Genomic DNA, 24189 nt, shown 5'->3' on the forward strand with positions numbered 1-24189 from the left:
TTACGTAATCGATGGAACGTTTATCTTTATTTGCAATCCAGTCACGATCTATTAGAACCTAGTGAGCCACAGCAACTCATTGATATAAGAGATTTAGATGGAAGTGGTTATCAGTTCACAGGATGAGCTTACCAGCGACGAAGTGGTCGCCCTGTATCGCGCCGTTGGCTGGTCTGCGGCAGACAAACCGTCACAACTCCTCGCCGCACTGCGAGGCTCCCACGGCTTAGTGACCGCCCGCCTGGATGGGCGTTTAATCGGCTTAGCCAACGCCATTTCTGATGGTCATCTGGTGGTCTACTACCCGCATATGCTGGTGCATCCCGACTTTCAGGGCAAAGGTATTGGCCGCCAGATCATGACAGCGCTACAAAGCAAATATGCAGATTTTCACCAGCAGATGCTCACCGCCGATGGTGACGCCATCGCTTTCTATCAAACCATGGGTTTTGAGCGTGCTGGCAGCACCGCGTCAATGTGGATCTATGCTGGGGATGAGCATTAAGGTAAAAATATATTTCTCGTGTTTTTGGGAAATAGAGGTGAAGAACCTGTGTGCATCATTCCAGAGAACTTTTTTTAATTTTTGTATAGATAAACGCGGTAAATAGAGCTAGGTGAATATGGCTATTGTCGGAACATTGGTTCTTTTTCTTGGCATACCTGTGTTGGGTATTCTTCTGATCCGTCTAAATAGACAAGCTGTGCATGTTTTCGAGTATTTAGCTGAAAATCACAGGGCTATTTGGATAAATATTGGTTCGCCTAAACGTATGCCGGGTTATGCTCATGGCGTTTGCGAGCCCGCTTATTCATTTATCATGAATCAAGAATATGTTGCTCTAGCTGACCCTGTATTAAGCAAAGACTGCGATAATCTTCGACGAAGTTATTGGACTGTAGCATGGTGTATGCTTGCCACCATTGGCTGTTTATTGGTAAGTGGAGCGATCGGTTCGTAGGGTTTCTTGGTACAACGCGATAGATACCAACCGTCACCTTTTTTCTTTGCCTGACCAATCTAAGAAAACAAAAAGGGCAAGCGATTCTGCTTGCCTTTTTCTGTTTTGGTTTTTAAAAACCGATGGTTATATCGAGTTACACCGCTTCTGCATTACGCGCTGGCAGGGTTTTTCCGTGGGTGATATAGATGCTCATACCGGTGACCAGTAAGCCTCCCACTAAATTACCCAGCGTTACCGGGATCTGGTTCCAGATCAGCCAATCAGCGATGGTGAATTCAGCGCCCAACATCATGCCCAGTGGGAACAGGTACATGTTCACCACGGCGTGCTCGAACACCAGGCCGAAGAAGATAAAGATAGGCAGCCACATGGCGATCACCTTGCCGCCGACTGAGCGCGATACCATGGCACCGACGACACCCAGACAGACCATCCAATTACACAGAATGCCTTTGACGAAGACGGTGACCCAACCGGCTAAGCCATGTTCGGCGAAGCCTAACGAGCGGGCGGTGGAGGCTTTGATAAAGGCTTGGCCGACGGCGCCGGGCTCAACGGTAAAAGTCATGGTAAAAGTGAGCGCGACTAAGAAAGCCACGGCAAGCGCGCCGATCAAGTTGCCTAAGGCGACTAAACACCAGTTCCTGAATACACCCGCTTTAGTTACGCCGGGGCGCTTCTCGAATAACGCTAACGGGGCCAAGGCAAACACACCGGTTAACAGGTCGAAGCCCATCAGATTGAGAATGCAGAAGCCAACGGGGAAGACCAAGGCACCAATAATGGGTACGCCAGTTTGTACCGCTGTGGTGACCGCCAGTGCTACCGCAATGGCCAGGATGGCACCAGCCATGATGCCGCGAATAAGTGTGTCGCGGGTCGACATAAATACTTTGCTTTCACCCGCATCTATCATCTGTTGGGCAAGTTCTGCCGGTTTTACGTAAGCCATATTGTTCCCTAATTTTCTAAGTTAAATTGAATTCGTTATGCCTGTACCGAGACCACACCGCTGCGAACCTGCACCGGATAGCTGGCCAACGTGACGGTTGGGTTGTCCAAGCAACGGCCATCGGCAAGGTTAAATCTTTGCTTTTTAAGCGGGCTGGCTACCCACAGTTGCTGGTCGTGCTGGCAAATGATGCCCCGCGATAGCACATTGGCCTGAGCAAATGGATCCATATTGCTGATAGCAAATAGCTGCTCGTCGGTGTGGGGGCGAAATATCGCAACTTGTTGGCCGCCTACTAGTGCACATACACCTGTGCCTGGGGTGATTTGTGTTAACTGACAAACGTCGATCCACTGGCTCATACCGTTTCCTCCAGTGAGATGTTAAATATGGGGGATTTTTCTTGAATGGATGCTGGGCGGTGCTGCGCTCGCTCAGGCACAAACTGCACGTTGTCATCACGCTGGTCGCTATTGATGAAGTGCGCAAAACGTTCTAGCTGCTCTGGTTGATCCAGCGTGGCTTGCCACTCGCACTGATAGCTATTAATCAGCGTGCAAATGTCTTGTTCTAACTGGTCGTTAATGCCTAATTTATTGTTGACGATGACGTCACGCAGATAGTCGACGCCGCCCTCCATGTTATCCAGCCATACCGAGGTGCGCTGCAGTTTGTCGGCGGTGCGGATATAAAACATCATAAAACGGTCGATGTACTTCAGCAGGGTGGCTTGGTCGAGATCGCTGGCCAGCAGATCGCCGTGGCGGGGCTGCATGCCGCCATTACCACATACATAGATGTTCCAGCCGGCATCGGTAGCGATAATGCCGAGATCTTTACCCTGTGCCTCCGCGCATTCGCGGGTACAGCCGGAGACACCAAACTTCATTTTGTGTGGCGTACGAATGCCCTTATAGCGATGTTCAATTTGAGAGCCAAGGCCAACACTGTCTTGCACACCGAAGCGGCACCAGGTGCTACCAACACAGGTTTTCGCCATCCGTAGTGCTTTCGCATACGCTTGCCCGGTTTCATATCCTGCGGCGATCAGCTTGCCCCAGATGGCGGGTAGATCATCCTTTTGTGCGCCAAACAGGCCGATACGCTGGGCGCCGGTGATCTTGGTGTACAGCTTGTACTCTTCAGCAACGGCTGCCAGTGCCGCCAGTGCTTGCGGGGTGACTTCCCCACCGGCCATCCGCGGGATCACCGAATAGGTGCCATCTTTCTGCATATTGCCAAGGAAGTTGTCGTTGGTGTCATGCAAGCCGACGAGGTTTGGATTAAGGATGTGCTCGTTCCAGCAAGAGGCGAGCATAGAGCCCACGGTCGGTTTGCAGACTTCACAGCCATAACCCTGGCCATATTTGCTGATTAGTTGCTCGAAGCTGCTGATCTTGTCGACGCGGATCAGGTGAAACAGCTCTTGGCGTGAGTATTCAAAATGTTCACACAGGTGGTTTTTCACTTCAATACCGGCGTTGGCCAGCTCGGCATTCAGTACCTGGGTGATCATAGGGACACAGCCGCCACAACCGGTGCCGGCATTGGTGGCCGCTTTCAATTCGGCCATGCTGGTGTGACCGTCGGCTACCGCTTGGGCGATCTTGCCCTTTGTGACGTCGAAACAGGAACAGAGCACGGCTGAATCGGGCAGCGCATCGGCACCCATGGCGGGCTTTTCCGCACCGGCATGAGCGGGCAGGATCAATGTGTCTGGGTGCTTCGGCAGGTCGATCTCGTTCAGCATCAACTGCAACAGATTGCCATAATCTGAAGTATCACCCACCAATACGGCACCAAGCAGTTTGCTGCCATCGTTGGAGGTGATCAGGCGTTTGTAGACCTCTTCTTGCTCGTCGAGGTAAACATAGCTTTTACACCCCGCTGTGCGGCCGTTGGCATCGCCAATACTACCGACATTCACGCCCAGCAGTTTCAGTTTGGCGCTCATGTCTGCGCCTGCAAACTGGCTGTCACCGCCGAGCAGATGATCTGCGGTGATCTGCGCCATCTTGTAACCCGGCGCAACTAAGCCAAAGAAACGGCCGTTCCAGGATGCGCACTCGCCAATGGCGTAGATATCTTTGTCTGAGGTGAGGCAGTGATTATCAATGCAGATACCACCGCGTTCGGCGATCGCAAGATCGGTCTGGCGAGCCAGCTTGTCTTGGGGACGAATACCGGTAGAGAACACAATAAAGTCGACCTCTAACTGACTGCCATCGGCGAATTGCATAGTGTTGCGGGCTTGTTTCCCTGCTGCGTTATCGCCGTGATAGATGATCGCTTGCGTGTTTTTACCTGTGTGTACCTGCACACCCAGCTGCTCGATTTTGCGGCGTAGTTGTTCGCCACCTTGTTGGTCGAGTTGCTCTGCCATCAGTACCGGAGCGAACTCGATGACATGGGTTTCCATGCCTAGCGCCTGCAGTGCGCCTGCCGCTTCCAGCCCTAGCAGGCCGCCACCGACAACAACACCAGACTTGCTGTTTTTGGATGCGGCTTTAATCGCTTTCAGATCTTCGATGGTGCGGTACACAAAGCAATCTTTCTGCTCAGCGCCTTTAATTGGCGGCACCCAGGGATAAGAGCCGGTTGCCATAACGAGTTTGTCGTAGCTGACTTCATACCCAGCGCTGGAGTAAACAATTTTGTCAGCTCGATTGATATTGATGGCACGCTCGCCAATCAGCACCTTGATACCGTGCTTTTCGTAGTAATTGGGCTTAACCAGTGATAACTCTTCGGCTGTATGGTGGCCAAAATAGGCGGAGAGATGCACACGGTCGTAAGCGACTCTTGGCTCTTCACAAAACACGGTGATCTCAAACTGTTTAGCTGGGGCACGTTCCACCAGCTCTTCGATAAAGCGGTGACCCACCATACCGTTACCAATCACCACTAAACGTGTTTTGCTCATACCACTTCCTAATACTGACCATCGGAATAAAAAACGAGCGGATGTTAACGAAATGAGATCAAATCTGACGCGGGGTCAGATCAACTTGCACTAGCGATTATCTCTAAAGTGGTATTTCAAAAGTTACTTTTGGGGTAGGCGCAGTGGCGAGTGAATCATCGTTGGGGGGCAGGGGTGAAGTAGGCATTGGGGTTTGCCTCAAGAGGGATAGCCCGGCGGCTAGCCCTCTCTGATGGTTGTCGCGTTAGGTGAGATAGTCGCCCCGCTGTTCCGGGTCTCTAAATCTTATAATCTCCAGCTCGCCGCTTTGGTTGTAGTTTGTTTCTATGCCTTTGTCTAAGCGACAGAAAAGCCAAAAATAGATGTGTAAAAATAATGCCATCACGGTCAGTAGTAACATCAACATAACGGTACCTCTTTAATCCGTTCATACTGGCGTTGGACAAAAAAGCAGCAGTTGAGTTCCGTGTTGCTTAGTTATCGCGTGGTGGCCGCGGGTGAAAACTGACTAAGATCAACAGATGGGCGCTTGGCTTGAGTTTGTTAGCGCCAGTGTGAACGATAATCAGAGGTTAGGCGGTCTGCCTGCTAACAACGGCTATCTTTTTAATAATCATAGGTGCGCTTGAGATGTCTTTTATTAACGCCTTTCTAACCAGCACACTGCTGAGCCTGACGTTTATTTCGCCTGGGTTGGCTGCCGATACGGGGGGGGGTGCACCACTCAACGTCGCGCCAGTGGTTGGCAGTGAAGAGGGCAACATTGCCCCTGACTTTACCCTGACGGACGCCGATGGCAGAGCGTTTCGCCTCAGTGATTACAAGGGCAAAAAGGCGGTGTATCTGGTGTTTTGGAATACCTGGTGTGGCCACTGTATTCATAAAGTGCCTACCTTGATTAAGCGCCAGCAACAGTTTGCTCAGCAGCTGGAGATATTCGCGATTAATACCGGTTGGGATGACTCCATTGCTTTGATGGCGGAGTTTCAGGCTGAGTACGGCATCAATTACCCATTGGCCTTCGATCATGGGGCGCAGGTGACCGACCAATATGGCGTATGGGGTACCCCCACAGAGTTTATTGTCGACATCAATGGGGTGATCCAACATCGGGATGGTGTGCCGAAGCAGCTGGCATCTCATCTGGCGGCCTGGAATCAGTTATCTGAACCGAGCGATACCCAGCTGGCCGGGCAGTGTGAAGGAGACGCGGCATGCTAAAACCTGATCGGCAAACGGCAGGCAAGTTTAAATCGCTGCAGGGTTCGCCACGCGCCGCTAAGTCGCAGGCATTTATCTTTAACAGCGGCGTTAGTCGGCGTGCGTTTTTGCAGCACAGTGGCGCGGCACTGTTGCTGGCTGGGCTATTGGCCAGTAAGCCGGGGCAGGTGTTGGCCGCGGATGCAGAAAGCGCAGCCCCTGCGGATAGCGATAAATTGAGTAAACAAGAACTGGCGGTGTTGGATGCTGTGCAGATGCAGCTATTCCCCGATGATGGCGATGGCCCGTCGGCGCGGGATCTTCATGCCCTTGATTATCTGCAGTGGGCACTGGACGATCCCCCCAATGCAGAAGAGGGCGATAAAGCGTTTGTGAAGCAGGGCATCGGCTGGCTGGAAGATCTTGCTAAATCCAGTCATGGCCAGTCATTCAGCGCGCTTAACCGTGAGCAACAAGACACGCTATTACGTCAGGTGAGCCAAAGTCAGGCCGGTGAAAATTGGCTGTCACTGCTGCTCTACTACGTGATGGAGGCGCTGACCTTAGATCCTGTGTATGGCGGTAACCCTAATGGGGTTGGCTGGCAGTGGTTACAGCACCAACCCGGCTATCCCCGCCCGGATAAAGATCATACCTATCACCGTTATATGCAGGAGTCTTAGTCATGGAAGATAAGATCAAGCAGGGACAAGGTCTTGCGTTCGATATTTGCATTGTTGGCAGTGGCGCCGGTGCTGGCCCAGTGGCACATACGTTAGCTGAAGCCGGCTATTCGGTTGGCGTGCTGGAGAAGGGCGGTTGGTTTAAAGAGAACGACTTCTTCAAAGATGAGCAGCTTACCCGCCATGATGCGTTTCGTTCGCAGTTAAATGCGGAACGTCATGTGCTGGAAGAGCCCGACGATGGTGAGTGGTCGCGGCAAACCACTACGCAGTTTTGGGGGGGCAACATTGTTGGCGGCGCCAGCAATTTTATGAGTGGCTATTTTCATCGCCTGAAGCCGATCGATTTTCGGTTAAAATCAGAATTTGGCGGGATAAAAGGGGCAAACACCGTCGATTGGCCGATAAGTTACGATGAACTTGAGCCCTATTATGCCAAAGTAGAACAACTGGTGGGCGTGTCCGGCAAGGTGGTGAAGCATCCCCACTTAGAGCCACGTTCAACCCCTGATTATCCGTTTCCTCCCACCGCAGAACACCCTATTGCCAATCGCTTTGATAAGGCGTGTCAGTCTCTGGGATACCACCCATTGCCGATGGCGCGGGGTATTTTGTCGCTGCCATTTAATGGCCGCAGTAGTTGTGAATACTCTGGTTATTGCGGTAGCTACGGTTGCCACTCCGGGGCCAAGGCCAGCTCGCGGGCGGCGCTGCTAGATCAGGTGGTGGCGAAAGGCCACTGTCAGGTGATCCCTCAGGCCAAGGTGTATCGCTTAAATAGCGATAACCGGGGGCAGGTCACTTCAGCTGATTACTTTGATAAAGCAGGGGCGTCGGTACGGGTACAGGCGAAAGTGTTTGTGGTGGCTTGTTATGCCATTGAAAGTGCGCGGCTACTGCTGAGCTCACCGGGGCCGAAACACCCACAGGGGTTAGGTAATAACCATGACCAAGTGGGCAAGAATCTGCACTGCTGCGCCGGTGGCACCGGCCATGGCGTGTTTGAATACGATAAGTTCAGTGAGCTGGAAGCAGCGCAGTTTCATATGCGCGGGCCATTTTTTAATCGCGCGCTGCAAGATTGGTACGTGATCGACGATAAACAGGCTTTTTCGCGGCCAGTTAAAGGCGGCACGTTGGATTTCGTGTTTGATCCTCCCAGTCCAACGGCTGATGCCAACAGCCTGAAGTGGCAAGATGGCAACCTGTTGTGGGGCAGTGCGTTAAAGCGGCGGCTGAAATCGCACTTTAGCGGCGAGAAAGACTTTAAGTTTGAAGTGTTCTGCGACTGGCTGACTAATGACGAGTGTTATGTGTCGCTGGATCCAACGGAAAAGGATCGCTGGGGCTCGCCTGTCGCCAAAGTGCGGGCTGGCTTTCATCCCCACGATCTAAAAGTCGCGCAGTACCTGGTGGATAAAGGTGTGGCCGTGATGAAAGCGATGGGCGCACAACACGCCTGGGGTAATGCGTTTTCTTCACCCACCTCGAACCTGGTTGCTGGCGGGTGTCGCTTCGGCACCGATGCTAAAACATCGGTACTGGATGCCGACTGCCGCGTGCATGGCGCCGATAACCTGTTTGTCACCGACGGCAGCTTTATGCCCAACGGCGGCAGCGTGACCCCCACCTTTACCATCTACGCCAATGCGTTTCGGGTGGCGGATAAGATCAAGGCGCAGTTGGGGTAGGGGTGGTGAGCACAAAGATATGATCCAGTCCATGGAGCTGTCATGCGCCGCTGTTTAGACTGACACTATTCAAACCATTGATGATGGCATGGCGGGTGTAAGGGCGATGGGGCTGTTGATCACCCAGTTGGGTATTTTGCAGGGGATAATTATTGCGCTGGTGGTGCTGGGCAAGCAGCGTGGTGCCCCGGTTGCGATTATCAGCAGTAGTTTGCTGCTAACCGCATCAGCCTATCTTTGGGTACACAGTGGCTACCCGCTAGACCGTCATGTTGATTACCCCTGGCTGGTTTATCTGAATTTGCCATTAACGCTGTTGATCCCGCCACTGCTGTATCTGTACTTCCGCTGCATGTTGCATGGTGACTCTGTTTGGTCTCGGCATTTACTGCTGCACTTTATTCCTGCGCTGCTCGCCTTGCTCCATATTCAGTGGTTGCTGTGGGGCTTAGATGATTTTCAGCGCATTATGGCGTGGGATCGCCCCAGCTATGCCATCGGTAGTCAGGTTAACTTCTGGTTTCAGTTGATTAACCCTATCTATGTCGGCTACTTGCTGGCGTTGGCGTGGATGCTGTATCGCTATCAGCGCCGTTTGGAGGGCTATGATGCCGGGCCGATGCTGGCGCGCTTCCATTGGTTAGTTGGCTTGTTAGTTGCCACGGCGTTGGTGTTTCTAATGACGCTGTTTGCCACCGTGTTTAATCAATTTAATCAGGCGCTGGCATTTGACTGGTCCCCCTTGCTGGATATCGGCATGGCACTGGTGATCATCGCGTCGAGTATCTGGCTGGTATGGAGCCCAACGACGTTTTTTGATGTACAGGATACTGCGCAGCTACACGCTCTTGAACAGCCCCCCAAGTATCAGCGTCATGCGTTAAGTGATTTGGAACAGCAGCAAGCCAAAGCCAAGCTGTTGTTACTCATTGAGGAGCAACGCCCTTACCTGAGCACGAACATTACCTTAGGGCGGCTGGCCGATATGATGCAGTGGTCAACGCATCAAACTTCTCAGGTGATTAATGCTGGGTTTGACGAGAACTTTCATCAATTTATTAATCGTTTTCGGGTAGAGCAGGCGAAATCATTGCTTATTCAGCCTGAGAGTTCAGCACTGACGGTACTTGATATCGCTTATCAGTCTGGTTTCAACTCTAAGTCATCTTTCAATAGCTTTTTCAAAAAGTTAACCGGCATGACGCCGTCGCAATTTCGCCTTGAACAGGGTGTGAGTGGATAAACTCGCACCCTGAAACGTCGCTGTTTATCGGCGCTGTCGTCCAATCTGTTGTGTCCTTGCAAACTGTGGTTATCACTTTTGAAACTGCAACAATACAAGGGAACTTCAGATGGCTTTTCGTGCACTTTTATCTGCATTTTTTTTCACCTTTTCCATTGGCTTATCGGGGTGTGGTCACTCCAGTAAAACGACGGTGACACATAAACCAGCGCAACCTACCGTGCAGCCAAGTGGCAGTGTGCCCGAACAGTTACAGCAGCAACTGGATAGTTTTGCTGAGGCGTTCGCGGTACCGGGGATGGCGGTGGCGATTGTTAGCGATGATGATAACTATCGCTTGCATTATGGCGAGTACCGCACGGGGCAAGCGGTGACGGCTGATAGCCAATTTGCCATCGGTAGCGTCAGTAAAATCTACCTGTCGGCCTTGGTGCTAATGGCGGTAGATAGTGGTCTGCTGCGCTTAGATGGTGCCTTGATAGACTGGTTGCCGGACATTGAAGCTTTGAGCCACGGACAGGTGAGCGGCGCGATATCTATACGGCAGCTATTGCAACACAGCAGCGGCTTAGGTGAGTTAGATGATCAGGTAGCGGGGCTGTTGCTGGCGGGGGTATCTCCGCAACAACAACACCAATTCCAGTGGTCCCCCGAGCAGTTGTTGGCAACAATAAGCTCACCGGTTTCGCTGCCGGGCCAGCAATGGCATTACGCCAACAGTAACTATTTGCTGCTGGGGATAATACTTGAACGTATTTATGAGATGCCGTTGGCGACACTGATGCAACAGCAGCTATGGGTGCCGTTGGCATTGACCCAAACCTGGCAGGTTGAGGGGAGCGAGATGCCTAAAGCGCTGGCTGATGCTTGGCTGGATATGGACCGGTTAGGGTTACCGGGTGATGGTTCGGACGCGCTTGATAATGCCGGACAACAGGCGTTGGCGATCTATGCGGCGCAGGCATGGGGAGCCGGTGCCATGGTCTCAACTGCAACGGAAACCGCGCAGTTTGTTCGCGCTGTGATTGAGAACGGCTTGTTGTCTGATGCGATGGTGAGTGAGTTGCAAACCACGTTTGATGGGACGAATTATGGCTTAGGTGTGGTGATGGGGGAGTTCCTCCATGGGGAGTACACTTCGCGCATTATCGGCCATGGCGGAAGACTACCAGGATATCGGAGTGTGGCTGCTTATTTGCCTGAGCTTGGGGTTGCGGTGGCGATCTTAACCAATGCGGATAATCTGGAAACGCTGGGGCCACAACCGAACGCGCTGGCAGGGCTGATGGACAGACTGGTGGTCACTTACCTGCAAGCGGGTCATAGAGGTTTGCAGTAGTCATTGCCATTTAATAGCACAAGTACACGCTAGGTGACGGCGCACCTAGCGTGTACTTGCCTTACCAAGCGAAAGCAACGTTACCAATGAGGTTTTCTGCCGGTACAAAGCCCCAAAATCGGCTATCGACGCTGTTGTCGCGATTATCACCCATGACGAAATAGTGGCCCGCCGGTACGGTCCATTCACCAATATCCTGATTGGGTTGACGATAATAGTGTGCCGATGGCTCTTGGCGATTTGGCGTGAGCCAGATTTGATACTGAGTATCGCCAAGCTGTTCGTTTGCGACGACAACGGCGCCGTGTTGGCCATTAATTACTTGAGAGGCTTCGCTATTTCTTGGTTCAAGTGCGTTTAGCGCAGTGCAAGGCTGAAGGGGCTTGTTGCAGGCAGGCTGCAAGAAGACCTTCTTGTCGCGATAGATAATACGATCACCCGGTAAACCGACAACGCGGTCGACATAAGCAATTTCAGGCGCTAGCGGATATTGAAATACCACTAGATCACCGCGTTTGGGTGGGTTACGTGGCGCCGCTTGATGGAATGTACGATCAGCAAATCTAAGATTATTAAATCCTATCTTGTTGACGATCACATGTTGCCCTGGTGTCAGTGTGGGGCTCATCGACGCGGACGGGATCTGAAACGGTTCAATGAACAGGATCCTCAGGCCGCCTAGGATAGCCACTAAGCTGAAACAGCTGAGTATCAGCCCCCACCAATGGCTGTACCAACGGCGAAGCGGCTGATGGTTAGCAGTGGCAGCAAAATAGGTGTGAATGGGCCCGACGATCATCACCAACAGGGAAAATGAGAAGTACTGGTACCAGGCATTCGCAGATACATGGCGCTGAAGGGCGATGTCTGCCATCGCGCCAGTGAATAACAGTAGCAAGTAGAGCCAAAACAGATTTGCTCGGTTGATATATAAAAAGCCAAAGGGCTGAACGAAGATTGCAAGTAACAGCGCTATCCAGCGCTTAGGTTTCCATTCCGTTGTCACAATAATTCCTTTAACAATGATTAGCTGACAAATTGCTCGCCACTAAAAAAGATCGGCACGTTTTTACGTAGCCGTTGCAAAAATTTGTTGCGTTGCCGATCACTGAGTCGGCAGCAATTCATATACTCTACAAAAAACTGTTCTGCACCGCACTCAATTACCTGCGCTGAGTGCTCTGCGTATTTGAAGACTCGGCGAAAATTTCTCGCCCGAGCATCCATCCCTAAGCGCCATGGACGAAAATCGATGTTGTGGACATCAATTAAGCCGAGATTGAGTTGCTCATCAATCATGATGTTGCGGAAGTGGGTGGGACTGCAATAGACACCGTTATTGTTCAGTTCGCCGTAATAACCAGCGACCTTCTTCAGTATGCGTCTTTTTGTCTCGATGTCCGAACGTTCCAGCTTTTGGATCAGTTCCTCACCGGGCACCATCTCATATAGCACCACCCCGCATCTCATCTCTGGACAGTCGAACAGGTCGACTACTTTTGCGGAGTTAAAACCCATGGCACGTAAACGGCGACTTTTGACCGCAAAACGCTTCACGCGTGGGTAGAGTTTGGCGCGCAATTTTTTCTGCCATTCAATCTTTTTGACGATGACATCATCTACCAGCTTAAGCACTAAGGCATCGCCGTTTGCATCGGTTAGCAGCGCTTCGGCACCTTCGATAAGTTGAGCATAGGATTTTTGCGTCAGTGTTTTCAATGTTAATTTATTGTTAACTTCGTTGGCTGGTTAGCTTACTTGCCTTTGCTCAATATTAGTTTTTATTTATTTTCAAACTGGGAGCTGGTTCACCGATATAGTGCGGGTCTTTGCGGTGACAGAGGGCCACCTTGCAGTGTTGTCTGGATATTCACAGGTAACCCAGTACCTTTTTAACTTCGCTATGGTGGCTTTTAACCCACTGCGGATTGATCGGCCCCCAGCTCACTACTTTGTAGTGGCCATTCTTATTGGCACCGACAAACTCAATCTCTACACCGAGTTCGCTCAAGGCATTCAGGGTATCTTGCGCTGTACGTCGCGGCATATCCGTTGCTTCAATAATCGCTGGTACTGTGTTGACACCTGCATCAATCAAATGGGCCAGATATAAGCGGCGATAGAAGCTGGTTTGGGTTTTACTGTAGGCCTGAGTCACAACTGCGTGCTTCCTGTCATTGGGGGAGGGGCAGCCCCGTTGCGCGTTATGGTTAGAGTAAATCATCTGCTTGGTGCGGTCACTGGATTGGTTGTAAAGCGGCAAACCTAAATCACATAACGAAGAGTCATATCGCTCTCCGTTATGTGATTTATGCTGTTTAGCTTACCGGTAACACCAGCCGTAAGGCTTCTAAACTGTCTTGACCACTTTCAAAGTCATACTCTTGGATATGTCGCGCCAGTTGCTTCAGTTTGTCTTGGATCGCCGGGCTGAACTGATGCTCGGCTAACTCCTCGACCACCTCAAGGGCTTCACTGTCATAGTTGCTGATATATTGTTCCAGCTGTTCAAAACGCTCACGGATAAGCTCGGGCGAGGCAAACTCACCGTCGGCGTCGGCTGACTCATCTTGATCGAACAGCACGCGCAGGTCTTCGAGCACACCGTTGAGTTCGTTTTGAGTTTTATGCAGTAAGGTGGCGATAACCTCATGTTCGGCCTGATTAGAGGTGGCCAGCTCCAGTTCGCCAGCCACGGCTTGCAACGCCTTGGCGCCGATGTTACCCGCGTTTCCTTTCAGGGTATGGGCAATACGGGTGGCATCAAGCCATTCTAGTTCGCCCCAGAACTCGCTGAAGCGCTCATGAAAATCAGATTGGCCATCAATAAAACGACGTAACAGCTTGGCGTACAGGGCTGGGTTGCCGTTGCATGTTTGCAGGCCTGCCTTGGCATCGATGAACTTAAACGCTTGCTCCATGACATCATCAACCACTGACGGGCCGCTTGGCATGGGCATAGCGGCTAGCGCGGTGTGGGCTGGGGTGATCCATTTGGCGATGGTGGCAAACATCTCATTCACCTGGATCGGCTTGGAGATATAGTCATTCATGCCTGCGGCCAGTACTTTTTCACGGTCGCCACTCATGGCATTGGCGGTCATGGCGATGATGCTGATATCGTTATTGAACTCGCGGATCTTCGCTGTCGCTGTGTAGCCATCCATGATCGGCATCTGAATATCCATGAGAATACCGTCGAAGGTTTTTTCTCGTGCCATTTCGACCGCTATCTCGCCATTTTCTGCCAGCTCGACACTAATACCTGCGTCCTTGAGCAGATCTATCGCCAACTCCTGATTGAGCTCATTATCTTCGACCAGTAGTAGGTGTGCGCCAGCAAGCTTATCTCGACTTGAACGGTCTTCTGTGGCGCGTGCCGCAGCCCGTTGGGTGAGCTGGTACTCTTGACCGAGGATTGACATCATGGCGTCAAACACTGAGGAGGCGGTAAGCGGTTTTTTGAGGAAGCTATCGATCCCCCGCGAAGCCGCGTCTTTTTGTACCTGATCTTTGGCTGTTGCCGAGACCATAATGAAACCGCGAAGATTGCCTGATGATAGCTTTTTCAGCTCTAAACAGGTGTCGATGCCATCCATGTCAGGCATCTTCCAATCCACAATCGCCAAGTCGAAGACGCGGTTATCTTCCTTCATTAAGGTGATCGCTTTTTCACCGGAACTGGTGCTCATTACCTCACAACCAAATGAGGACATGATGTTGCCCAGTACCTCTAACGCTGATGGATTGTCGTCTACCAACAAGACTCTCAGCCCGTCGAGGCGCAGTGGGCTGTCTTCGCTTTCGTTGTGATTGGGGTCTAACTCAAACCAACCGCTAAAGATAAAGTTACTGCCTTTACCCTGTTCGCTGGTCAGCCAAATCTCGCCACCCATCAGTTCAACCAGGCGCTTCGATATCGTCAGGCCAAGGCCGGTGCCACCATATTTGCGCGTGGTCGAGGTATCGGCTTGTGAGAATGATTGGAACAGCCGCGCCTGCTGTTCAGACGTCATACCTATGCCGGTATCGCGTACTGAGAACTCCAGCTTAAGCCGTTCGCCATGGCGCTCTAACTCTTTCACGCTGATCACAACTTCACCTTCGTCGGTGAATTTGACGGCATTTGAACCCAGGTTGAGTAAAATTTGGTGTAAACGTAATGGGTCACCTAGCAGCTGCTTGGGCAGGCGTCGGTCAACGTCAAAAAGCAGTTCAAGCGACTTATCTTCGGCTTGTACCGAGAGCAAAGTGCCGAGCCCTTCCATGGTGTCATCGAGTCGGAAGGGAACGCTTTCCATCTCTAGTTTGCCGGCTTCAATCTTTGAGAAGTCGAGAATGTCGTTAATGATGCCGAGCAGAGACACGGCGGCTTTATTTGCCTTGCTGACATAATTACGTGCTTTCCTGCCCAAATCGGTATCCAAGGCCAGGCTCGACATACCTATGATGGCGTTCATTGGTGTGCGGATCTCGTGGCTCATATTGGCAAGGAAATCCGATTTGGCCTGACTGGCATCTTTTAAGGCCTGCGCGGCTTCATGGGCGGCGGTGACATTACGAATGGCGATAACGGTAAGGATCTCATCGGACAGTTGGATAGGGGTCAGTGATACTTCGACGAAAATGGTTTGGCCATTGGGTAATGGACATTGCAGTGTTGTATCAGGGAGTAACTCTTGTGTTTTTGAGTCGGCGAAATAACCCCTCAGCGCTTCTGTCACCTCATGCTGTTGCGATGGTAAAAACAGTTCAACAAAACCGTTGTTACAGATGGTTTGCTCTGAGCGCTGCAGCAGTGTGATGGCTTCCTGGTTGGCCTGAACCACGGTGCCATCGGTGGTCAGTGTAAGCATGGCGGTGGGGGCAGAATCGAGCAGGGTGCGGGTATCTTGTTCCGATTGCGCTAAAAGCGCCTGCTTCACCTGCAGCTCCTCGGTGCGCTCGCTGACCAGTTGCTCCAATTGACTGCGAGAGCGAGTATTGACTTCGTGGGCGCGCTGGCCGACATACAGCATGAAACCGGCAATAGAGAGAATGGTGATCAGCGCTACTGCCAACGTCGCCATCATTAGGTTGGCGATATTGCGGTAGTTTTTCAATACTTCATCGGTGCGCACTTCTGCCACGGTGGCGATGCCGAAATCTTCTAACCAGTGCCATTCGCCAATCACCTGGTCATTACGATAGTTGAGGTATCCCTGCACCCTCTTATGACCAATCTGGTCTGGCTGCATGATATTACTTAGCAGGTTGGCGCGTGCCGCTGGCGTGATCTCCAGTGCGAGAATGGAGGTCAGACTACCCTTCAGTTGGCCATTCTCGATCATTTCAGTTTCAAAACGGCTGCGGGTGATAAATTCGCCTGCCGAGTTAATGGCATAGACTTCACCTGTTTGGCCAATACGCGCGGCGCGGAACACACTAGAGAAGCCCGCTTTCGGATCAAAGCGGCGTGCAAAAATTGCGATCACGTGCCCCTGAGGATTCGCAACGGGACTAAGTAAAAACATCGTCGGTGGTTTTATCGGATCGCTTGATTCTTGGAAAAAATGCACATGGGAGCGCAATGGTGGTACCAGCACTGTTTCGCCGTCCCAGGCCCTTGCTAGTAGATCCGGCACCTCTGTATTTAAGTAATTGATTTTGCCGATGTCATTACTATTATCGGAAGCGAGGGTGAGATTACCCGGACCAAGGATGAAATAGCCGGTGGCTTCGGTGAGATTAACTCGGCTGCTGATATAATCTCTGAGTTTTGTTTGGACGGGTGATTTTTGTAACAGCTGTGAGTCGATATCGCTGACTGTTTCACCGTTTTGATCGCTGATCTGCGCCAGCTGAATTAAGATTTGCGTGAGAATTGAAAAATCCCGATTAATGATCAGGTCTGCCTGATTTCTCTTTTCATTAAACCATTCAAAGAGGATGGTTTCGGTGCCCTCTTCGGCGATATGCAATTGGTCGAAATAGCTTTGATAGGCACTTTGTTTGAAGCTATCGCTGGCAAAGAACAGCGAGGTGGAGAACAGTCCGCAGATGATCAGTACCAGGGCAATAAAACCGTGACGAAACTTTTTCTGGCCAAAGAAATCCGCTAATCGATCAGTTCGGTGCAGGCGCAGAAAGATAATCGAGATAACGGTGAATACTAAACCAAAGCCAACACTGGTGGCGATCAGTAGCTGATCGCTTTTGTTAGGGCTTAGTGACTGGTTGATACCTGTATGGCTATCTTCGGTTATGTCGTTGAGGTTGTCTCGATACCAGGTGTGGCGTATACGATCCATTTCATCCGGCCCAAGGCGATCGATCCCCCAGTTAATCAGCGCTGCCAGCGGTTTTGCTCCTTGACGCACACACATGTTATTCGGTTCAGCAGGGACGTTAGGAAAAGGCACAAAACGCAGCGAGGTCAGTCTACCTAATCGAGCCCAATAGTTGGCGGTGGCTTTGTAGGCGAGAAAAACATCCAGGTCGCCACTGGCAACTTTTATCACCCCCTCTTCATAATCTTTCGTCGTGACGAGTTCTGCTGCAAATTGATGATCATTCAGATATTCGATCAATGCAGAGCCATGGGTATTACCAATTTTGAAATCTTCAGACCAGTTACTGATATTGGCGAGAATAGGGTTATCTTTTTTAATGATAAATCCCGGAATTTGGTTGACGATGGGATCGGAAAAATGGAAATGTTTGGCCCGCTCAGGCGTTTCGGCGCAGACCGAGACAATATCGATTTCCCCCGCTTTTAGCCCTGCCATCTGCTCGCCCCAGCTGCGCACTTGAAGGGGCACAAATCGAATCGGCAACACCGCGTCCAGGGCTTGATAGAAATCGATGGCAAACCCTTCATGCTGGCCTTTGGCATTTATAAAGTCGTCGGGAGGAATATCGCCCGACGGGCTGTAATAGACCACCGGATTTTTTTCCACCCACTCGGCCAGATCAGCTGGTAACGGTTGCTCTTCCGCTGTTGCCAGCGACAAAAGTGTACTGATTGCAACCGTCATGAGCGCGATGAAAAACTTGCGCCCGCAGCGAATAAGGGGGCTCAGGCAGGGTAACGGAGGTATGTTCAATGCAAGGCTCCAAGTCAAGGGTTGCAGACTAAATAATGATAGATGAAAGTGGCTAGAGGCGAGTGAATAATCGGGGGCTAGCCTTTGCTTTTATTAGATTTTTCTTGGCTAGATCGCAATTTAAGCAACGTACGTTCATACATCGTCGTCAGTTGTTGGCGATTTGCTACAGTTGAGGTACGGCGAGTAATACCGTTATCGCAGTGATGCTGACGATGAAACACGATAGAAAAAATGGGTTATAGATGAAGCGCATGGACAAGTGGTTTGGTTTATTTCTGGCGGCTTGGGTGATGGTCGCCTTGCAGCCTTGTCAAGCTAACGAGCGGATGGGTGATAGCCCGTCGACGGCAACCGTCTCGGCCGCGGAAACCATCGTACGGATGACGCCTAAGCAATCGGCTGAAGATGCTTCCCATAGCTATCTTGTGGCTCTATTGGCGTTGGCGCTAGACAACACTGAACCCGAATATGGGCCTGCCCGGGTTGAATTTATGCCGATAGCATTGAATCAAGGTTTGATCCTGCATCTGCTGGATATTGGCGGCGTGCTTGATGTGGTGGCTTCTGCGCCTACCGCAGAACGTGAAACCTTGTTTCGAGCAGCGCGGGTGCCGTTGCTAATGGGGTTGCTTGGCTATCGTATGATGATTATTCGTCCGGAGGACAAAGAGAAGTTTGCGGCAATCACTGAACCTGAGCAGTTGCAAGCATTGAAGGCTTGCCAAGGAAAGTATTGGCCGGATACTGATATTCTTGAAAATCAGGGGTATCAAGTGGTGAGGGTTGAGGAGTTTACGCAGATGTTTGAGTATCTGCAGAGCGGCCTATGCGATTATTTCCCCCGTGCCATTACCGAAGGCTATGGTGAGTTAGATGCCTACAATGAAGCCCATCCTGACACGCCTTTAATGGCTTACGACCAGACCCTGCTGCATTATGTCGTGCCGTTCTATTTTTTTACCAGTCATCAAAATTTTGAGTTGGCAGCCAGATTGGAGTTGGGCTTGCAGCGCGCGATTGAGCAGGGAGCATTGCTTGAACTCATGAAGAAGCATGAGGTGACTAAGGTGGCATTTCCACTGCATAAATGGAAAGACGCAGTGGTTTTTGAAGTCGCCAACCCGACCCTGTCAAAATCTATCCCCCTGTATGAGCGTGAATATTGGCTGCAGTTACCGGTAAAACAGCGCAAGCAGTGAGCACGTGCGCGACACTTATCTGTCTGAGTGTGCTGTTGTTGAGCTGCAGCGCCAGATTGATGGCCGATGACCGAGCCCCTACCGTCGTTGATAAAGATTTTGCTGATGAATTGGCTGATAAGTCATCGATGCAGGGGTTGCTCTCCTACATGCAGCGGAAGCGAAAGCGGCGTGATGAAAGCGGTCAAAGTAACCGCTTCAAAGATGACCTCAATCACGGCACACTGCAAACCACTTTGAAGTTTAAGTCGGGTTGGTTGTACCAGCAGTTTGGCGTCAACCTGAGTGCGTTTGGCGCCACTGACCTGACCTATGATGATGAGCTGCCAAGAAATATCGAGAATGAATTTTCGTTTGCTGGCGAACGCTGGAGTGATGAAAACAGCAGCGAAGCGGAAAGTGGCGTCAGCGTTTCCCGTGCGGTGTTGAAATATCGGACTGAAGATAAACAATTCCGCGTTAAAGCCGGTTACGCGCCGATGCATGTGCCGGGTATTATCGGTGTTAACTGGTCATTTCAGCCTGGTACATACCGTGGTGTCCAAGCTAAATATACCCCGCAGAACTGGACTGTAACCTACGCCTGGGCGGATGAATACAAGGCGCCCTGGTATCTCAAGACCCAAAATTTTTCTAAAGTGAATGCGTGGGATCCGAACCCCGTCAGCGGCGACAATCGCATCGATTATATTCATGGACTAAGTGCCAATTATCAGCCGCCAGAGGCTGACTGGTCGTTGGCATTTTCAGCAGGGCAATCCGCTGATTATGTCGATGCCTATTTCTTTAAATTAGCTAAGCAGTGGGCGATTGCAGATGGCTTGAGTGTCAGTTATCAGTTTTACGGGGCAGATTCTAAAAATGACCCCGGTTATGAGTTGTATCAGGGGCTGGCATGGCAGCAGGGGGTACGGGCGCAACTAATCAGTGGAGACTGGATGTGGAAAGCGGAACTGATAGCGACCAAGGCGGAAGGTATCGGTACTTATCTGCCGCGGCTGACCCGTGGCTATGCCAACTCCCAAGGCGCGTTGGAATACTGGTGGGACAGTCGCTCTGACTGGAACAACGATGGTGAAACTGCTATCTACAGCGGCGTTTGGTATCAACTGTCATCGTTTAATTTGCCGGGCTGGCAAGTCGGTGCGTCGGCAGCTTATGGCTGGGGAGCCAAGCGTTGGGTAGATCAGCAGCAAGATCATCAGGCCAAGGATGGTAAAGAGAGTGCTTGGAATATCGATATTATCTATGCGGCGAATAGCGGAATCTTGGATGGGTTAACCGCCCGCTTGCATTACACCCATTATCGTAATCATCAGGATGATAAGGGCAGCTTTTACTACGCCAATATGTTTACCTCCGAGCGGGATATTAAGCTGGAATTCAGCTACCCATTTGGCGTGTTTTGATCTCAGAAGTTTTTTTCTCAGTTTTTGCCCCTTTCTACTGCGTCCTCGTTTAAGCTTTCAAGCTCGCTAGAGCTAACCCATTGTCATTAAAAATTAAATGCGCTTTTGGAGGCGATATGAAACAGGGATGTATCACAATAACATCGATCTTTATGTCTGGATTATTGACCGCGTGCGGTGGGGGTGGAGGAGGATCGGATCCCGATCCGGTGATTCAGCCGGGGCCAGACACTCAATACACCGGGCTGACCACTGATGCGAGTATCACGCCTGAGTCTGCCAGTGCATTCATTGAGTTACTTCTGTCTGAGAGCGACATCGACAACCCCCTGGATGCTTTATCTTCTCCTTCTGCAAATGCCAAAGCAACGTTTAACGAGCCGATGCCATGTGAGATGGGCTCAGGCATCATGAGTGGCACATTAGATGATGAAACCTATGTCGGCACGATTAAGGTGGTATTTGAGCAGTGCTATAGCGATGACATCGCGATGAATGGCGAAATGGAGATGAAGATTGAGACCGTCGATCAATTTAATATCGAGCCGGTTGATTATACGCTGACATTTAATCCACTGATGGTTACCGATAGTGATGGCGAGTCGGTAGTGATGTCAGGCTCCACCGTGGTGCGCGGTGATGGTACCTGTGATAGTTCGGAGACGCAGAACTTAGTACTCAATAGCTCTGTTGCTGGCGAGAGTTACTTCTTTGATAACCTGCGCATCAGCGAGCGATGTGACTACAGTATGGCGTTACCCTATGAGACGGTTCGCCAAGAGTTGTCTGGTGATATCTATTTGGCAGACCGAGGCAAAATCACGCTTGCCAGCAGTGATGTCATTATGGCTCTAGATGTCTATGGCTTTGATGCTCCTGGCGGCGCCATGGATCTGCTGGCGAGTGGTGAAGTGACGATTTCAAATAGTACGGGTGCGCTTTCCTTTACCGGTCTTTTTGGTGATGAGACTTTGCCTGATCCGACAGTGTTCTATGTACAGGTAAAACTGGATCAAGGCTTAGATGGACAAAGTGAGGTGGACGCTATCGTCCCCGCTTGGTGGCTGAACGTTCCCGGCATGATGGATATGGAAGACAGTGATGGTGACGGTATGTGGCGTGGTTGGGAGCTCGCTCATGGGCTTGATCCTACTGTGGCCGATGGTGAGTTAGACAGTGATAATGATGGCTTTACTAACTTGCAGGAATTTGTCGCGCATACCCATCCGATGAATCAGAGCGATTTTCCCGCTGAAGAAGAATAACTACTGGTTTTGAAAAGCAAAGCCCCTAAAAAGGGGCTTTGTTTTATCCCATCCGCAGCTCTCTCAATCCCGCATAAGCACGGGCTCGCCGTGACAAACTATCAATAGTGATATTCAGCAGTGCACTGACGATGATCAGCAGTGCCGCGCGGTCAAAACGGATATCCTCAAATGCGGAATCGATATAAAAGCCCAGGGTGGTGATCCCCAGTATGCCTAAGATGGCACTTTCCCGCATGATCACCTCCCAGCGATAGAGCAGAAAGGTCAGCAGCTGCGGATACAACCGAGGTAGGACCTCGTAGCCGTAGCGATTTAATCCGCGGGGCGCATCAAGGCGAAGCTTGACGTTGTCAGCGATGCGACTGCCCAGATAACTGATAAGGGCACCGTTATGTAGGGCCAGCGCCAGTATGGCGGGCAGCATGGATGGACCAAATATCAGCAGAAAAATAAATGCCAATATCATTTCGGGTGTTGAGCGCATCACCAGCAATACACCGTGCCCGCACACTTGGCTTGGTCGGCAGCCAAACTGCTGACTACCCAGCCAGCTAAAAGCGATCATTAACAAGCAGGTCACCGCCAGACTGAGTTGCGTGAGCAATAGCGTATTGCCGACGGCGGGCAAGGCGATCTCCTGCAACTGTTTGCCATACCAGCTGAACGCTGCAGACCAATCGCCCGCTTGCACCGCTTTTGGCCAGATATCCTGACTAAAGAATTGCCAAAGGTAGCTGCCATGCACCGTTGCTGTGTCTGGTAATAACCAGAACGCTGCAAGCAAGTACAGGGGCACTAAGCGAGCGTAGAGCCATAGTTTTAAGCTGGCGATTAAAGCAAAAAACAGCAGTAGGATGGTGGTGGCTTCATCATATTGCCCTTGCGAGAAGGAGGTTTCCAGATAGAAACCCAAGGTAGGTAAGCCGATAAAACCAAGAATAGCGCTGCTGCGCAGGGCGCACTCAAAACGGTAACGGGTATAGGCCACTAACGCCGACCATGCTGAGGGGATCTTGCTATAGCACCAGTGGCTGATCTTATCTGTGCCTTTGGGGACGCTGTTATGGTCGTCAACACCACCGAGGATCTCGGCGTACACTTTGGCAAACGTGCAGGCGTAGGGCAGGGTGATCGCCAGTAATCCTGTTAGCGCAGAGAGTCCAAACACCTGCATAAAAATCAGTGCCCAGAATAACTCGTGGATCGCGCGGAAAAAGGCACAAGCCACTCGTATCGCCCGCCACTGAAACAGCAAGGCGAGGGGTAAACCTAGGATTGCCGCAGCGGCGACGCCGATAAAAGCAAAGGCGAGGGTGATGCCGGTAGCAGAAAGCAGTGTGCGCCATTGGCTGAGGTCTGGATGCAGCAAGCCGTTGAGCATACGACCTAGCTCTGTTCCTGGTTCCACCTGATACACTGCTAGATCGGCCCACGGCAACAATAGCAGGGCACTGATCAGAAAAAATAAGGAGACCTGTTTCAGGCGCTGACCGCTGTTAGCCATCGGCTGGCCTACGCATCAACATAGAGCGCATCGAGTTGCGCAGCCGTTAAGGCATCGCCTGACAAGTCAAACAGGATCTTGCCCTGGTCTAAGCCAATCACGCGGTCAAAACAACTTAATGCTAGCTGTTTGTTGTGTAGCGCAATGACCGAGCTTTGATGGCGGCTTTGGATCAGCTCAATCAGCAGCTTGGCTTGCAGCGGGTCAACGCTGGAAACTGGTTCATCACCGAGAAAAATTGGGGCTTGTTGATAGAGCGCGCGGCCAATCGCTGTGCGCTGTTGTTGCCCACCGGACAGCTCGGCTACGGCACTGAATAGCTTGTCACTGAGTCCAAGCTCTGCAGCAAGCTCTGCCACCTCGGCACGCCGTGTTGCCCATGGGCGGAGCAGATTACACAGGTTATACAGGGCGTTATGCCGGGGCAGTTGGCCCATATAAATATTGTGATATACCGACAGCGGAGCAACCAGGCCATAGCTCTGCGGACAAAGCGCTGCGCGCTCTGCCGCTTGCTGGTAGAGCATATTCAGCAGCGAGCTTTTACCCGCGCCAGAGCGGCCGACTAAGGCGACATGCTCACCGGGATTGATCTCAAGATGGACTGGCGCAATAACCTGCTGCTTACCGTAACTTAAGGTTGCGCCACTCAGCTTCAGTTGATTCAGCACGGCGTATGAGAGCCTTTGAGTTGGCTTTGTTTCGTCGAGTGAATACTGTTATGT

20 protein-coding genes are annotated in these 24189 nt (G+C 51.3%); 10 read left to right on the forward strand and 10 right to left on the reverse strand.

The window, feature by feature from the left end; translation table 11 throughout:
- Window positions 1-97 precede the first annotated feature (97 nt).
- Window positions 98-505 (forward strand): GNAT family N-acetyltransferase, encoded by a 408-nt coding sequence (locus tag DU002_RS06000; RefSeq protein WP_114337471.1) that lies wholly within the window; start codon window positions 98-100, stop codon window positions 503-505.
- A 112-nt stretch (window positions 506-617) separates the two neighbouring features.
- A complete protein-coding gene (locus DU002_RS06005; protein ID WP_147271785.1) occupies window positions 618-962 on the forward strand; it encodes a hypothetical protein in 345 nt (114 codons plus the stop codon).
- A 136-nt stretch (window positions 963-1098) separates the two neighbouring features.
- On the opposite strand, the gene DU002_RS06010 is transcribed toward DU002_RS06005, so the two are convergent.
- The 4 genes from DU002_RS06010 to DU002_RS19350 form a co-directional block, all read right to left on the reverse strand.
- Window positions 1099-1917, reverse strand: coding sequence for a formate/nitrite transporter family protein (locus DU002_RS06010; protein ID WP_114337473.1), 819 nt, complete (start codon window positions 1915-1917; stop codon window positions 1099-1101).
- Window positions 1918-1952: 35 nt separating this feature from the next.
- Window positions 1953-2279 (reverse strand): nitrite reductase small subunit NirD, encoded by a 327-nt coding sequence (nirD, locus tag DU002_RS06015; RefSeq protein ID WP_114337474.1) that lies wholly within the window; start codon window positions 2277-2279, stop codon window positions 1953-1955.
- A complete protein-coding gene (gene nirB, locus DU002_RS06020) occupies window positions 2276-4840 on the reverse strand; it encodes a nitrite reductase large subunit NirB (RefSeq protein ID WP_114337475.1) in 2565 nt (854 codons plus the stop codon). The genes nirD and nirB overlap by 4 nt, the downstream gene beginning before the upstream one ends.
- 244 nt (window positions 4841-5084) lie before the next feature.
- Window positions 5085-5246, reverse strand: a complete 162-nt coding sequence (locus tag DU002_RS19350; protein WP_158537981.1) for a hypothetical protein — start codon at window positions 5244-5246, stop codon at window positions 5085-5087.
- A 224-nt stretch (window positions 5247-5470) separates the two neighbouring features.
- Between DU002_RS19350 and DU002_RS06025 the strand changes: the two genes are divergently transcribed.
- The 5 genes from DU002_RS06025 to DU002_RS06045 all read left to right on the forward strand — a co-directional run bounded on the left by DU002_RS06025 (window position 5471) and on the right by DU002_RS06045 (window position 10996).
- Entirely contained in the window at window positions 5471-6061 is a 591-nt protein-coding gene (locus DU002_RS06025) for a peroxiredoxin family protein (protein WP_114337476.1), read from the forward strand.
- The gene (locus tag DU002_RS06030; protein WP_114337477.1) at window positions 6055-6723 is read left to right on the forward strand and encodes a gluconate 2-dehydrogenase subunit 3 family protein; all 669 of its coding nucleotides are present in this window, start codon (window positions 6055-6057) and stop codon (window positions 6721-6723) included. Before DU002_RS06025 ends, DU002_RS06030 begins: the two co-directional genes overlap by 7 nt.
- Window positions 6724-6725: 2 nt before the next feature.
- Window positions 6726-8414 carry a GMC family oxidoreductase gene (locus DU002_RS06035; RefSeq protein ID WP_114337478.1) on the forward strand — a complete coding sequence of 563 codons (1689 nt, stop codon included), beginning with the start codon at window positions 6726-6728 and terminating at the stop codon, window positions 8412-8414.
- An 88-nt stretch (window positions 8415-8502) separates the two neighbouring features.
- The gene (locus tag DU002_RS06040) at window positions 8503-9657 is read left to right on the forward strand and encodes a helix-turn-helix domain-containing protein (protein WP_114337479.1); all 1155 of its coding nucleotides are present in this window, start codon (window positions 8503-8505) and stop codon (window positions 9655-9657) included.
- A 109-nt stretch (window positions 9658-9766) separates the two neighbouring features.
- Window positions 9767-10996, forward strand: a complete 1230-nt coding sequence (locus DU002_RS06045) for a serine hydrolase domain-containing protein (protein WP_114337480.1) — start codon at window positions 9767-9769, stop codon at window positions 10994-10996.
- 61 nt (window positions 10997-11057) lie between these two features.
- Here DU002_RS06045 and lepB read toward each other — a convergent pair whose 3' ends face one another.
- From lepB to DU002_RS06065, 4 genes are all read right to left on the reverse strand, one after another.
- A complete protein-coding gene (lepB, locus tag DU002_RS06050; protein WP_114337481.1) occupies window positions 11058-12002 on the reverse strand; it encodes a signal peptidase I in 945 nt (314 codons plus the stop codon).
- A gap of 20 nt (window positions 12003-12022) precedes the next feature.
- The gene (locus DU002_RS06055; RefSeq protein ID WP_114337482.1) at window positions 12023-12715 is read right to left on the reverse strand and encodes a hypothetical protein; all 693 of its coding nucleotides are present in this window, start codon (window positions 12713-12715) and stop codon (window positions 12023-12025) included.
- A gap of 151 nt (window positions 12716-12866) precedes the next feature.
- Window positions 12867-13154 carry a winged helix-turn-helix domain-containing protein gene (locus DU002_RS06060; RefSeq protein WP_114337483.1) on the reverse strand — a complete coding sequence of 96 codons (288 nt, stop codon included), beginning with the start codon at window positions 13152-13154 and terminating at the stop codon, window positions 12867-12869.
- Window positions 13155-13314: 160 nt separating this feature from the next.
- On the reverse strand, window positions 13315-18081 hold the full coding sequence (locus DU002_RS06065; RefSeq protein WP_147271787.1) for a response regulator: 4767 nt from the start codon (window positions 18079-18081) through the stop codon (window positions 13315-13317).
- 245 nt (window positions 18082-18326) lie between these two features.
- Here DU002_RS06065 and DU002_RS06070 point away from each other — a divergent pair, with 245 nt between their 5' ends.
- The 3 genes from DU002_RS06070 (at window position 18327) to DU002_RS06080 (ending at window position 21957) form a co-directional block, all read left to right on the forward strand.
- On the forward strand, window positions 18327-19283 hold the full coding sequence (locus DU002_RS06070) for a type 2 periplasmic-binding domain-containing protein (protein WP_147271788.1): 957 nt from the start codon (window positions 18327-18329) through the stop codon (window positions 19281-19283).
- Window positions 19247-20692 carry an OprD family outer membrane porin gene (locus tag DU002_RS06075; RefSeq protein WP_147271789.1) on the forward strand — a complete coding sequence of 482 codons (1446 nt, stop codon included), beginning with the start codon at window positions 19247-19249 and terminating at the stop codon, window positions 20690-20692. The genes DU002_RS06070 and DU002_RS06075 overlap by 37 nt, the downstream gene beginning before the upstream one ends.
- A 116-nt stretch (window positions 20693-20808) precedes the next feature.
- Complete coding sequence (locus DU002_RS06080; RefSeq protein WP_114337487.1) at window positions 20809-21957, forward strand: hypothetical protein; 1149 nt, start codon at window positions 20809-20811, stop codon at window positions 21955-21957.
- Between the two features lie 43 nt (window positions 21958-22000).
- On the opposite strand, the gene DU002_RS06085 is transcribed toward DU002_RS06080, so the two are convergent.
- Together DU002_RS06085 and DU002_RS06090 are read right to left on the reverse strand one after the other, a co-directional pair.
- The gene (locus DU002_RS06085) at window positions 22001-23464 is read right to left on the reverse strand and encodes a PhnE/PtxC family ABC transporter permease (RefSeq protein WP_114337488.1); all 1464 of its coding nucleotides are present in this window, start codon (window positions 23462-23464) and stop codon (window positions 22001-22003) included.
- An 8-nt stretch (window positions 23465-23472) separates the two neighbouring features.
- Window positions 23473-24135, reverse strand: coding sequence for an ATP-binding cassette domain-containing protein (locus tag DU002_RS06090; protein WP_233496434.1), 663 nt, complete (start codon window positions 24133-24135; stop codon window positions 23473-23475).
- Between the last annotated feature and the right edge of the window lie 54 nt (window positions 24136-24189).

It is taken from the genome of Corallincola holothuriorum, assembly GCF_003336225.1.
Lineage (GTDB): Bacteria > Pseudomonadota > Gammaproteobacteria > Enterobacterales > Neiellaceae > Corallincola > Corallincola holothuriorum.

What these genes read in the sequence shown, in the direction of transcription:
- DU002_RS06000 (WP_114337471.1), top strand. Translation starts at nt 98, where the DNA reads ATGGAAGTGGTTATCAGTTCACAGGATGAGCTTACCAGCGACGAAGTG.
- DU002_RS06010 (WP_114337473.1), bottom strand. Translation starts at nt 1,917, where the DNA reads ATGGCTTACGTAAAACCGGCAGAACTTGCCCAACAGATGATAGATGCG.
- nirD (WP_114337474.1), bottom strand. Translation starts at nt 2,279, where the DNA reads ATGAGCCAGTGGATCGACGTTTGTCAGTTAACACAAATCACCCCAGGC.
- nirB (WP_114337475.1), bottom strand. Translation starts at nt 4,840, where the DNA reads ATGAGCAAAACACGTTTAGTGGTGATTGGTAACGGTATGGTGGGTCAC.
- DU002_RS19350 (WP_158537981.1), bottom strand. Translation starts at nt 5,246, where the DNA reads ATGTTGATGTTACTACTGACCGTGATGGCATTATTTTTACACATCTAT.
- DU002_RS06025 (WP_114337476.1), top strand. Translation starts at nt 5,471, where the DNA reads ATGTCTTTTATTAACGCCTTTCTAACCAGCACACTGCTGAGCCTGACG.
- DU002_RS06030 (WP_114337477.1), top strand. Translation starts at nt 6,055, where the DNA reads ATGCTAAAACCTGATCGGCAAACGGCAGGCAAGTTTAAATCGCTGCAG.
- DU002_RS06035 (WP_114337478.1), top strand. Translation starts at nt 6,726, where the DNA reads ATGGAAGATAAGATCAAGCAGGGACAAGGTCTTGCGTTCGATATTTGC.
- DU002_RS06040 (WP_114337479.1), top strand. Translation starts at nt 8,503, where the DNA reads ATGGCGGGTGTAAGGGCGATGGGGCTGTTGATCACCCAGTTGGGTATT.
- DU002_RS06045 (WP_114337480.1), top strand. Translation starts at nt 9,767, where the DNA reads ATGGCTTTTCGTGCACTTTTATCTGCATTTTTTTTCACCTTTTCCATT.
- DU002_RS06070 (WP_147271788.1), top strand. Translation starts at nt 18,327, where the DNA reads ATGAAGCGCATGGACAAGTGGTTTGGTTTATTTCTGGCGGCTTGGGTG.
- DU002_RS06080 (WP_114337487.1), top strand. Translation starts at nt 20,809, where the DNA reads ATGAAACAGGGATGTATCACAATAACATCGATCTTTATGTCTGGATTA.
- DU002_RS06085 (WP_114337488.1), bottom strand. Translation starts at nt 23,464, where the DNA reads ATGGCTAACAGCGGTCAGCGCCTGAAACAGGTCTCCTTATTTTTTCTG.